The sequence below is a fragment of the Limnospira sp. genome, from assembly GCF_051859755.1.
In the GTDB taxonomy this organism is placed as follows: domain Bacteria; phylum Cyanobacteriota; class Cyanobacteriia; order Cyanobacteriales; family Microcoleaceae; genus Limnospira; species Limnospira fusiformis.
The window spans coordinates 1-11474 of sequence record NZ_JBIMLI010000021.1 but is presented as its reverse complement, the minus strand read 5'-3'; the positions used below and the strand labels follow the sequence as shown (position 1 = coordinate 11474).

General features: G+C 46.3%; 9 protein-coding genes and 1 pseudogene. 5 read left to right on the top strand and 5 right to left on the bottom strand.

Going from position 1 to position 11474, the window contains the following annotated elements:
* The first annotated feature begins 98 nt into the window (after positions 1 to 98).
* Positions 99 to 971, top strand: coding sequence for an alpha/beta fold hydrolase (locus ACTIE0_RS05810; protein ID WP_006670314.1), 873 nt, complete (start codon positions 99 to 101; stop codon positions 969 to 971).
* 118 nt (positions 972 to 1089) lie between these two features.
* Here ACTIE0_RS05810 and recA read toward each other — a convergent pair whose 3' ends face one another.
* Positions 1090 to 2190 (bottom strand): recombinase RecA, encoded by a 1101-nt coding sequence (recA, locus tag ACTIE0_RS05805; RefSeq protein ID WP_006621036.1) that lies wholly within the window; start codon positions 2188 to 2190, stop codon positions 1090 to 1092.
* Between the two features lie 197 nt (positions 2191 to 2387).
* The gene (locus tag ACTIE0_RS05800) at positions 2388 to 3806 is read right to left on the bottom strand and encodes an NADP-dependent isocitrate dehydrogenase (protein ID WP_006621037.1); all 1419 of its coding nucleotides are present in this window, start codon (positions 3804 to 3806) and stop codon (positions 2388 to 2390) included.
* Positions 3807 to 4390: 584 nt separating this feature from the next.
* Between ACTIE0_RS05800 and ACTIE0_RS05795 the strand changes: the two genes are divergently transcribed.
* Together ACTIE0_RS05795 and pckA are read left to right on the top strand one after the other, a co-directional pair.
* Positions 4391 to 4564 carry a hypothetical protein gene (locus ACTIE0_RS05795; protein ID WP_006621038.1) on the top strand — a complete coding sequence of 58 codons (174 nt, stop codon included), beginning with the start codon at positions 4391 to 4393 and terminating at the stop codon, positions 4562 to 4564.
* An 18-nt stretch (positions 4565 to 4582) separates the two neighbouring features.
* Positions 4583 to 6112: pseudogene (gene pckA, locus ACTIE0_RS05790) on the top strand (phosphoenolpyruvate carboxykinase (ATP)); the annotation flags it as partial.
* Positions 6113 to 6190: 78 nt separating this feature from the next.
* Here pckA and ACTIE0_RS05785 read toward each other — a convergent pair.
* Together ACTIE0_RS05785 and ACTIE0_RS05780 are read right to left on the bottom strand one after the other, a co-directional pair.
* Positions 6191 to 6817 carry a response regulator transcription factor gene (locus ACTIE0_RS05785; protein WP_006621040.1) on the bottom strand — a complete coding sequence of 209 codons (627 nt, stop codon included), beginning with the start codon at positions 6815 to 6817 and terminating at the stop codon, positions 6191 to 6193.
* Between the two features lie 151 nt (positions 6818 to 6968).
* Positions 6969 to 8195, bottom strand: coding sequence for a molybdopterin molybdotransferase MoeA (locus tag ACTIE0_RS05780; protein WP_006670316.1), 1227 nt, complete (start codon positions 8193 to 8195; stop codon positions 6969 to 6971).
* Positions 8196 to 8292: 97 nt separating this feature from the next.
* Here ACTIE0_RS05780 and cobO point away from each other — a divergent pair, with 97 nt between their 5' ends.
* Entirely contained in the window at positions 8293 to 8907 is a 615-nt protein-coding gene (gene cobO, locus ACTIE0_RS05775; RefSeq protein WP_008049097.1) for a cob(I)yrinic acid a,c-diamide adenosyltransferase, read from the top strand.
* Between the two features lie 24 nt (positions 8908 to 8931).
* Complete coding sequence (gene ureG / locus ACTIE0_RS05770; protein ID WP_008049095.1) at positions 8932 to 9531, top strand: urease accessory protein UreG; 600 nt, start codon at positions 8932 to 8934, stop codon at positions 9529 to 9531.
* Positions 9532 to 9937: 406 nt separating this feature from the next.
* Here the strand turns inward: ureG and ACTIE0_RS05765 are convergent, their stop codons facing one another.
* Positions 9938 to 11368, bottom strand: a complete 1431-nt coding sequence (locus tag ACTIE0_RS05765) for a family 10 glycosylhydrolase (protein ID WP_006670960.1) — start codon at positions 11366 to 11368, stop codon at positions 9938 to 9940.
* Between the last annotated feature and the right edge of the window lie 106 nt (positions 11369 to 11474).

Here is an 11474-nt window from a genome sequence, read left to right as displayed (position 1 = left end):
CCCTACCAGAGCATGATGTTCAAGCTCTTTGGCAATCCCAAGCTGCTGCTAGTTCTCTAAGAATCGATGTGGTTTGGGGTAAGTTATTGTGGCAGGATATGACAGGTTTGGAGTCTGGGTGGGAACACCTATATGTTGAAACTAATAACATTCACCTTCATTCTGTGACCCAAGGACAAGGTGAATTAGTTGTTTTGTTACATGGTTTTCCTGAGTTTTGGTATGCTTGGCGTTACCAAATTCCGGCGCTTTCTCGTTATTTTAAAGTAGTTGTGCCTGATTTGCGGGGTTACAATGACTCAGATAAACCGGAAAGTGGTTATGATCTCGATACCCTCAGCCAAGATATCCGAGGGTTAATTCAGCGCTTGGGATATGCAAAAGCCCATATTGTGGGTCATGATTGTGGGGGTGCGATCGCCTGGAATTTAGCCCAAAAATTTCCAGAATCAGTTAACCGTTTAGCTATTTTAAACGCACCGCCTCCCCATAGGTTGGTTCAGGAACTTATGGGTAATTTTGATCAAATTCGTCGCAGTTGGTTGGTCTTAGCTTTTCAAGTTCCGGGGGTTCCTGAATGGCTAATTCAGCAAAATTTGAAAGAGTTTATCCGTGGTTTTCTGCGAGAACACGCTATCCGCAAGGGGGCTTTTAGTGCGGAGGAAACCGAAATTTATCAGGCGGCGTTAGAGAAGCCGGGAGTATTGCGATCGGCAATTAATTACTATCGTCAACTTCTGCAACCAGCCGGTTTATTTTCCAGTTGGATGCGTCCGCCCCAAATCAATGTACCCACATTGGTACTATGGGGAGAAGATGATTCATTTCTTAGCCAGAAACTGGTTGAGGGTTTAGATAAGTTAATTACCGCACCTTTTCGACTACAATTAGTTGCCGACTGTGGACACTGGATGCAGCAGGAAGTTCCGCAACTGGTTAACCGGGAATTATTGAGTTTTCTCAGGAACTAATGAACTCCTCCCCCTGATTATAGTTGGAGACAGGGGTGAGGAGTGCCAGACTCCACCAGGGGAGGCGATTACGTGCCTTTTTCCGCTGGTGAAAGGGGACTTGATTTAACTCAATGATTTATTCTTCATCAGTATTGTCGTCAACGTCTTCAAGATCATGATCATCTGTTTCGACATCATTATCATCGAGTTTAACAACGGAGGTGGCTGATACAACTGCACCCCCGGCTAAAGCGGCACGGACTTCATCATCAATCTTTTTGGTAAATTCTGGGTTTTCCTCCATATAGGTAATGGTGCGATCGCGTCCTTGACCGATGTTATCGTTGTTATAGCTATACCAGGAGCCCTTGCGTTTAATCACTCCCGTTTCTTCTGCGAGGTCAATCAAACAACCGATAGTTGAGATCCCCTGTCCAAAAATAATATCAAATTCAGCAATTCGGAAGGGTGGCGCGACCTTATTTTTAGCCACTTTAACTTTAGCGCGAATGCCATACTCGTCCGAGCCTTTTTTCAGAGTTTGGGTGCGGCGAATATCAAGACGGACCGAGGCGTAGAATTTAAGCGCATTCCCCCCCGTGGTAGTTTCTGGGTTGCCGTAGACAATACCAATTTTTTGGCGTAACTGATTCAGGAAAATGACCGTACAGCCCGATTTACCGATATTTCCGGTAATTTTCCGCAGGGCTTGACTCATTAACCGCGCCTGTAGTCCCATGTGAGAATCGCCCATATCCCCTTCAATTTCCGCGCGGGGAACTAAAGCAGCTACGGAGTCTACCACTACAATATCAACCGCCACCGATCGCACCAATTGATCTACTATTTCTAAAGCCATTTCCCCGGTGTCAGGTTGGGAAACTAGGAGGTTTTCAATATCTACTCCCAGCGCCGCTGCATAGGTAGGATCGAGGGCGTGTTCAGCGTCCACAAAAGCTGCTATTCCGCCAGTTTTTTGGATTTCCGCGATCGCATGAAGCGCCAGGGTAGTTTTACCGGAACTTTCCGGGCCATAAATTTCAATCACCCTTCCCCTGGGCAAACCACCACCTAGGGCTAAATCCAACGTGAGTGCGCCACTGGAGATAGTTTCCACCTTCATGCGGGCGGAGTCTCCTAGGCGGACAATAGACCCCTTACCAAAACTCTTTTCGATTTGGTTAAGGACTGAATTTAGGGCTTTCTGCTTTTCGGAGGTCTCGGTTTTGCTGGCCATTAGCTTTGAATCCTGCTCAGAGTAAAAATTGGAAAAATTGGGGCTAAAAAATAGATCTATGTGATCATCTGACCCTCTACCCAACCCTCTGCTCCCGGCGACAAGCTCAGGGAAGGGGTAGAGGGATTTCCATTTTATGTTAGCAGATGGCTTGTTGCCTATTTTCTGGTTAATAGGCGATCGCCCATTGCTATAGGTTAGAAGTTGCGAATGATAGCTTCGGCGAATTCTGAACACTTGAGGGGTTCAGCCGGGGGTTCCATGAGTCGGGCCAGATCATAAGTTACCTCACGGTTAGAAATCGCCGCCCCCAGACCTTTTTTAATCAGGTCTGCTGCTTCTTGCCAGCCCATATATTCTAACATCATCACTCCCGATAGGATTAACGAACCGGGGTTAACGCGATCGAGTCCAGCGTGTTTAGGTGCTGTACCGTGGGTAGCTTCAAATACCGCGCAGGTGTCACCAATGTTCGCACCGGGTCCCATACCCAACCCTCCTACCATAGCGGCGGCTGCGTCCGATAGGTAGTCTCCGTTAAGGTTCATGGTAGCCAGGATAGAGTATTCGCTAGGACGGGTTTGGATTTGTTGGAAGATGCTGTCAGCGATGCGATCGTTGACCATAATTTTATCTTTCCATTTACCATTACCGTGACTTTCCCATAGCGCCTCCAGAACCCCCTTCACCTCATCGCAGATTTCTTGGCGTTTTTCTGGGGTCAGCGCATCAAAACCCGGTTCTACCTGGCGCGCGTTATCTTCCAGGGAGATGTCGGGTTTATGTTCTTTGTTGCCGAGGATCCATGATTCTCGTTCAGTGATACATTCTTCGCGAAACTCCGTAGTTGCTAGTTCATAACCCCAGTCTCGGAAAGCCCCCTCCGTGTATTTCATGATATTGCCCTTATGCACCAGAGTCACCATTTGCTTATTTTTGGGGAGGCGCAGGGCGTGTTTAATGGCGCGACGGACTAGCCGTTGGGAACCAGTTTTACTGATCGGTTTAATACCGATACCCGAGTCTAGGCGGATCTGTTTTTTGCCATGTTCCGGGGTAGCCGGAATTAGCTCATTGTTGAGGGTGTCGATGAGTTTTTGGGCGATTTCCGTACCCTCGCGCCATTCAATCCCTAAGTATATGTCTTCTGTGTTTTCCCGATAGATGATCACATCGAGTTGTTCCGGGTGTTTGTGGGGGGAGGGAGTACCAGGATAGTAGCGACAGGGACGGACGCAGGTATATAGGTCATTAATTTGCCGTAGCGCCACGTTCAGGGATCTGATGCCGCCGCCTATGGGGGTGGTTAGGGGGCCTTTGATAGCGACACCATATTCTCGGATTGCCGTCAGCGTGTCTTCCGGTAAATATTGATAAGTGCCGTATTGTTCGCAGGCTTCGTCCCCGGCGTAAATTTTAAACCAACTGATCTGGCGATCGCCGCCGTAGGCTTTGGCCACTGCTGCGTCAATCACTCGTTCTGTCGCTGGCCAGAGGTCTACACCCGTGCCGTCGCCCCGAATGAAGGGAATAATTGGGTTATCGGGAACAATGGGTTCTCCGTCAGAGAAGGTGATTTTCTCGCCTGTATCGGGGGGGGTAATTTTTTCGTACATGATCTCTGTTCTTACTATAAACCTTCAGGTTTCCCTTATTCTGTCATGATTTTTGCCTGCACTCCGCAGCGATCGCCACAGAAATTTATCTTTTCTTTAGAATTACCCCTTCCCAAAGCTAGGGAACATAAACTATGATTGAGGAAATTTCGGTGCTCTATGATGCAAAATCTGCATTCAGAATTATAACTTAAACAAATGCAATAAAAGTACAATTAGCGCTTCCAAAAATTTCACTTCAGAATTAGGGCGATCGGTGTAGTATTTGTAAGTGGAGGTAGATCAAACCAAAAACATTACCAAGCACAACTACCTTCATGTAGACGAGAGCGGGCATTGAGAATAAACACCAGAATCAAAAAATATGGTTTCCGAACTTCAAGCTCAAACTTTCCATTGAGGATAACGCTTCTAGCTGAGTGTACATAATCTATATATCACCGGCTAAGTTCCGTGTAGGGGCTTGTTATTAAAGCCACAAGCGTTGGGGTTAAGGTTTTAGGTTACTTATTAATATTCCCCAGCCACTCCCAAAATAGTTGCCCGTAAATACTTCACTTCAAAACCACTAGAGGTTATCAATTATGGATAACGTAAGTACAGTCGATCGCAGTGATTATCAAAACGTTTCAATTCCCAGCCTAATCAATAAAAGGTTATCTGACCAAGAACAAGACTTCCCAGTAGCTAAAACCGGAAAATATGTCGAGCGTCCTCTACAGGGTGATCCTACCTATGAATTAGAAAGTCTGGGTTGAAGAAACCTAGGTCATGTTTATCACAACCTACCAGTTGCTATTCTGATTGAACACGCAGTAGCTAGGGGTGAAGGTGTATTAGCAGCCAATGGTTCCCTTTGCGTAAAAACCGGTAAATATACAGGTCGTTCTCCTCACGATAAATTCATTGTTCAAGAAGAGAATAATAAGGACGAAATCCATTGGAGAAAAATGAACGTCCCCATTGCCGAAGGCAACTTCGATCGCCTATTTCGGCGGGTACGTTCCTACGTCCAAGGTCGTGATTTATATATCTTTGATGGTTTTGTAGGAGCAGATACCAAGCGTCGTTTTGGTGTGCGGATCATCAACGATCTGGCATCTCAAAACCTGTTGGTTCATCAACTGTTTATTCGTCCAACAGACGAAGAACTGCAAACCCACAATCCTGACTTTACTGTAATTGCAGTTCCTGGACTCCATGCTGATCCCGAAGATGATGGCATCAATAGTGAAGCCTTTATCGTACTTAACCTGTCGAAACGGCTAGTAATTATTGGTGGTTCCAAGTACGCCGGAGAAATCAAAAAATCAGTTTTCTCCCTAATGAATTACTTTATGACCAAAGCTGATGTGCTACCTATGCACTGTGCAGCTAATGTGGATGACGCTGGTAATACGGCGTTATTTTTTGGTCTATCAGGGACCGGAAAAACCACCCTTTCGGCTGACCCGGAACGCTATCTAATTGGGGATGACGAACACGGCTGGTCAGAAGATGGTATCTTCAACTTTGAAGGTGGTTGTTATGGGAAAACGATCGCCTTATCTCGGGAAAATGAGCCACAAATTTGGGATGCGATCCGGTTTGGTTCAATGATGGAAAATGTAGTGCTTGATCACTACACTCGCATTCCCGACTACAATGATGGTAGCTTAACAGAAAATACCCGGGTGGCTTATCCCATTGACTACATTCCCAATGCAGTTATTCCTAGTATTGGTAGTCATCCCAAAACCATTCTATTTTTGGCAGCAGATGCTTTCGGAGTTCTCCCCCCCATCTCCAAACTAACCCGCGAACAAGCGATGTATCACTTCATGTCTGGTTACACCAGCAAGGTGGCGGGAACTGAACGGGGAATTAAAGAACCGGAAGCGACTTTCTCGGCTGGGTTTGGTAAGTGTTTCCTACCCTTAGAAGCAGCCGTTTATGCCAATCTGCTAGGTAAACGCCTTGGGGATCACCCAGAAACCAATGTATATTTGGTGAACACTGGCTGGTCTGGTGGTGTTTACGGAGTTGGCAGTCGTGTTTCCATCAAATACACTCGCGCCTTGGTGTCGGCGGCGGTGAATGGAGACTTGGATAATGTGGAATTCCATCAGCATCCGATCTTCAAGATTTGGGTTCCTAATGCTGTACCAGGAGTTCCGACGGAAATTCTTGATCCGGTGAAAACCTGGTCTGACTCCCAAGAGTATGAAAAACAAGCGAAATACTTGGCTAAATTGTTTGTGGAAAACTTCAGCAAATATGTGAACGTACCAGAGGAAGTAACCGCCGCTGGTCCGGTTGTCGATTAATCAAGGGTTGGGGGATAATTCCCCCAATACCTGAAGAAGGTCTAAAATTAGGTCGCGGCGTTTTCGTCGCGATTTTGATTATACTAAACCCGATCGCAAAGCGACGACAGCGACCATTACCCGGTCATCAACGGCTAATTTATTCATAATCCCCCGAACATGGGTTTTAATGGTGTTAGGACTTAAATAAAGCGCCTCAGCAATTTCTGGGTTGCTTTTACCTTCCACCATAAGTTTGAGAACTTCTAACTCCCGGGGGGATAAAGTACCCAAGTTACTTTGAGGTAGGGGTGGCTTGAGGTGTTCCATAACCAAACGAGCAACTTGAGGATCTAGATAGGTTGCTCCCTCATAGGCTGCCTGTATTGCTACAATCAAACTATCAACACTTCCTCCCTTCACACAATAAGCATCAGCACCACTGGAAAGGGAAGCAAGTACCTCCGTTTCTGCTGTGTGGGAGGTGAGCATAACGACTCTGATTTCTGGTAAGATTTCTTTAATCTGTTTGGTGGCTGCAATACCATCAAGGCGAGGTAACCCGATATCCATAATCACAACATCAGGTTTTTTCTCCTTAGCGGCTTCGACACCTAAATAACCATCTTCAGCAATACCAACCAGGGTAATACCTGGACAGTCAGATAAGACTTGCTCTAACCCTAGTTGCATCATAGGATCGTCTTCAACAATTAGAACGCGCATTATTGTTCACGGGAATGTTATAATAGCAGGGTTGCCAATGGTCACAAATGACGGCGGAAACTATAGTCAATATATTAGCTATTGTGGTTAATAATCCCCCGTTACATAGAGATGCAAGAGGAGTCCTGTGGAACCAAATGTATCCAAAATCTCAACGGACTTTGAGAATTTGGACAAATTCCCCGGCTTCAATGCAGGTCTGACCGACTGGAAGCATAGCCAGGGCGTTGGTTTGGGCGAGGTTAATCAGGTTTCCAGAATTTTGGCTTCCTGGGGCGAGGATAAATTGGGTTTCGCCATTGACCGATCGCAGATTTCCCCAAAGGTAGGTTTCTCGCTTACCCCCCGATCGCAATTCCATTGGCGATCGCACCCGCCACCATTCTGGTCCCCAAAACTCAGAAGTGAGTCCGCTTCGTTTTCTCAAGGCTGGTTGGACAAACCGCCAGCAGGTGACTAAGGCTGACACCGGGTTTCCCGGTAAACCAAAATACAAACAATGGGGAAAAGTCGCGAAGGTAAGGGGTTTTCCGGGTTTGACGGCTACTGAGTTGACCAGAATTTCTCCCCCAAGGTCAGCCAGAATTTGACCAACATAATCATAATCCCCGACGGACACTCCCCCAGTTGATAATACTATATCAGCGCTGAGTAGGGCTTTGGCGATCGCTGTTTTGAGGGCTTCGGGTTCATCAGGAATAATCCCTAAAATAACCGGTTCTGCGCCCATTTGCATCACCCAACTCGCTAAAGCATACTGATTAGAGTCTACTAGCTTTCCTGGGGCTATGGGATGCTCTGGGGGGATTAATTCGTTCCCGGTTGATATCAATCCTACCTTGAGTTTAGCATAAACTGGGACCTGCACACATTTGGCCGCGGCTAAAACTGCGATTTCTGCAACTCCTAAGCTAATTCCCGCAGGGAGTAGAGGGTCTCCGGCGCGACTATAGGACCCCTGATGACGCACAAAGGCTCTCAGTTCCGGGGTGGTTAGGATTTTGATGCGATCGCCATCGGGTTGGGTATCTTCTTGGATTACAATTGTATCAGCCCCAGCAGGTAAACAGGCTCCTGTAAAAATGCGCGCCGCTTGTCCGGGGGCGATAGTTTTTTGGGGGCAATATCCGGCGGGTATTTCTTCTATGACTGCCAAAGTTACAGGATTTTCGGCGCTACTTTGGGCGACATCAGCATAACGGACGGCATAACCATCCATGGCGGAGTTATCCCAGTGGGGAAAGTCTAATTCACTGGTAATCGGGGCGGCGAGAATGCGTCCGGTAGCCTCGGATAATTTGACCAGTTCTATATCTTGTTGGTGGGGTGGTCTTACTTGTTCTAGGATAATTGCCTCTGCGGCTTGGGCTGATAACATACAATCTCATTTCTGGGTTTTCGTCTCCATATTCTATAGCAGCTTTAGTCGCCTCTATGCTACAGTTGATCAGGTCCTACTCAGTGATGCGATCGCTATGGAAACTACGGGTTTGACAGCGGAACAACACCGCCAAAAAATGCAGCGCCGCAAGGAAATTCAAGACCAGCGGGTAGCTGAGAGACAGGTGGAAAAGGGTTTGATTATTGTCAATACTGGCAATGGGAAGGGTAAAACTACTGCCGCTTTGGGGATGGTTTTACGATCGCTTGGTCATGGCTATCGGGTGGCGATCGTCCAGTACATTAAGGGCGCATGGGAACCAGCAGAAAAGGCCGTTTTCAGTCTCTGGCCGGAACAATTACAGTTTCATGCTTTGGGGGAAGGTTTTACCTGGGAAACTCAAGACCGCGATCGCGATATCCAAAGGGTTAGTGAAGCCTGGAAACTTAGTCTATCTTTAATTGAAAATCCCGAGATTAAGTTGGTACTTTTAGATGAAATTAACATCGCCATTAAGTTGGGATATCTCACCGTAGAAACGGTTTTGGCGGGTTTGGAAAAGAAACCTCACGACTCCCATGTGATTTTGACCGGTCGTGGCGCTCCCCCTAGTTTGATAGAACGCGCGGATCTGGTTACCGAGATGACTTTGGTTAAGCATCCTTTCCGGGAACAAGGGGTTAAGGCTCAACCGGGTATCGAGTTTTAAGTTGTCTATAATCAGGGGAATTTCATGAGTCCTTTTCGAGTGGGAATTGCAGGTCCGGTGGGGTCGGGTAAGACCGCTTTACTTGATGCACTCTGTAAAGCTATGCGCGATCGCTTTCAAATGGCTGTGGTTACTAATGATATTTACACCCAAGAAGATGCTCAGTTTTTGATGCGATCGCAAGCCTTAGAAACTGATAGAATTATCGGTGTCGAAACCGGAGGCTGTCCCCATACCGCTATCCGAGAGGATGCTTCGATTAATCTTAGTGCTATTCAAGAGTTGGAGTCTACTTTCCCTAATTTGGATGTCGTGTTTTTAGAGAGTGGTGGCGATAATTTGGCGGCGACTTTTAGCCCGGAATTGGTCGATTTAACTATCTATGTTATTGATGTGGCGGCGGGTGATAAAATTCCCCGCAAAGGAGGACCCGGAATTACTAAGTCCGATTTATTGGTGATTAATAAAATTGACTTGGCTCCCTTTGTCGGCGCGGATTTAACCGTCATGGAAAGAGATGCTAAAAAGATGCGCGGAAATAAACCTTTTGTCTTTACTAACCTCAAGGAAAAGCAAGGATTAACTACTATCCTCGATTTTATTCAGTCTCATATCATTAACTGACCAAACCTTAATATCTATACCACATCACAGACACCTATAGGCGATCGCCTCCCCCCTATTATTGGCGCAAATAGTTAAGTTTTGCTAATACTTCCACCCAGATAATTTTGATGTTCCGAACGACATTAAGAATTAATAAGTTTTTATTGAAAATAGCTCGCAAAAGGTTGACGAAATAATAGGGGTTCTGGTATCCTAGAATAAATCGCACCCAAGGGGTTCCTGTGTCTACACGCAAAAAAAAGCGCTGAAACCCTCATTCTAGCGCCCATCTAAATATTTTCTGGCTAAAGAATATAATTCACGAATCACGAGTTTTGGGGAAGTAAGGGACGGCCAAAAATCGACCTCTTGACAAAAGCGACATTTTGTGCATAGCCCCAAACTGACCCACAATTGAAGTCGGTTAGCGAATAGAAGCGCGAATAGCAGGTTGAGGGAACATAGACTGGAAACTATACTGTCTTTGGGCGAGGGGTTCAGCGGCGTGGTCCCAGAGACTTTCATAGAAAAAGAAAGCGACACCGAATTGGCGATCGCGCGCGGCACGAACCTTAGACTGGATGAAATTGATAGGAACTGGTCTAGTTCTCAAACCGGTGAGAATACCAACCCCGGTAGAAATCTTGTTTTGTGCGGCTTTCATTTCCGGTCGGTTTAACTCAGCAATAAAAAAGTCCAATTCATCCCGATAAACCTGCACCACCAACTCATCAACAAGACCATCTCTAACCCAAGTAACCCAATCTTGTAAATGACCGTTATAGGCGATATGATAAGGATTCGGACTAACGGAAATAATGCTATGAGGTTTTTTGGCTTTAATAGCTTGGTGCAATTGTCTCATAAAAGCCGTGATTTTATGAGCACGCCAACGCACCCAAGCGGGGTCTTGGGGGTTACTAGGTGGGGTGCGATTAGTCTCTCTTTGATAAAGAGAAATGGTATAAGGGTCATATCCAAATGTACTAGGTAAACTGGTATGGTCGTCAAACTGTACGCCATCAATATCGTAGTCGGTAACCACCTCTACAATTAAATCAGTCATAAACTTCTGGACTTGCGGGTGAAAGGGATTTAACCAAACGACTTCCCCAGCGGCGCTTATGGAAGTTTTAGTTCCGTCTCGCTGTTGAGTCAGCCAGTTGGGATGTTTTAAAGCCAACTCGGAACTAGGGGGAGCCATAAAACCGAACTCAAACCAGGGAAGCACTAACAAGTTATGACGATGAGCGCGTTCAATGATATCAGCCAGCATATCTTGTCCTTGGAAACCCCGGCGGACAAAAGGCTGAATTCCGGCTTCTTTAACTACAGAACTTTTATAGGTGACATAACCAGAGTTCCAAACCACTGGATAAATTGTGTTAAAATTGAATTGGGCGAGTTTGCTGACTGCTTCTTCGAGTCTCGGTTGATTCATTAACACATCTGTATCATTGGTGGTCATCCAAACGCCACGAATTTCGGTTTTGGGAATTTGGGGAATGGGTGGAGGTGCGATCGGCGGCTGAGGAACTGGTGGGGGTATATCAGGAACTGGTGGGGGTGTAATGGTTTCCTCGATAGCTGGTGCGGGAGGAGGTGTAATGGTTTCCTCGGTGGCTGGTGCGGGAGGAGGTGTAATGGTAGGCTGTGGTGGCTCTAGGGGTAGAGGTTCATCAAAAACTTCTGGGGGAAACAGGGGTAAGTCGGGGGAAGTCGGTGGTGTACGGAAAGCTGGGGGGAGTGCGATCGCTGGAATTTGTATGACAGCAATTAGGCTGACAAAAAATAAGGCAATGAGGAAACTGGCTTTTTTGACCAAGGTTGATTTCATAGTTGTAGTTAGGAGCATGATTTAATCTCCAATTAGGTTAACATTTGACGGCAATACGGTATAATACCAAGTATGGTGCGAGACCTTCGGGTATGAAATAGAGCTGAAATGGGCGAAATAACTA

Excerpts from the sequence above, each read along its gene's own strand:
- ACTIE0_RS05795 (WP_006621038.1), top strand. The coding sequence starts at position 4,391 with ATGGATAACGTAAGTACAGTCGATCGCAGTGATTATCAAAACGTTTCA.
- ACTIE0_RS05780 (WP_006670316.1), bottom strand. The coding sequence starts at position 8,195 with ATGTTATCAGCCCAAGCCGCAGAGGCAATTATCCTAGAACAAGTAAGA.
- ACTIE0_RS05810 (WP_006670314.1), top strand. The coding sequence starts at position 99 with ATGACAGGTTTGGAGTCTGGGTGGGAACACCTATATGTTGAAACTAAT.
- ureG (WP_008049095.1), top strand. The coding sequence starts at position 8,932 with ATGAGTCCTTTTCGAGTGGGAATTGCAGGTCCGGTGGGGTCGGGTAAG.
- ACTIE0_RS05800 (WP_006621037.1), bottom strand. The coding sequence starts at position 3,806 with ATGTACGAAAAAATTACCCCCCCCGATACAGGCGAGAAAATCACCTTC.
- ACTIE0_RS05785 (WP_006621040.1), bottom strand. The coding sequence starts at position 6,817 with ATGCGCGTTCTAATTGTTGAAGACGATCCTATGATGCAACTAGGGTTA.
- recA (WP_006621036.1), bottom strand. The coding sequence starts at position 2,190 with ATGGCCAGCAAAACCGAGACCTCCGAAAAGCAGAAAGCCCTAAATTCA.
- cobO (WP_008049097.1), top strand. The coding sequence starts at position 8,293 with ATGGAAACTACGGGTTTGACAGCGGAACAACACCGCCAAAAAATGCAG.
- ACTIE0_RS05765 (WP_006670960.1), bottom strand. The coding sequence starts at position 11,368 with ATGCTCCTAACTACAACTATGAAATCAACCTTGGTCAAAAAAGCCAGT.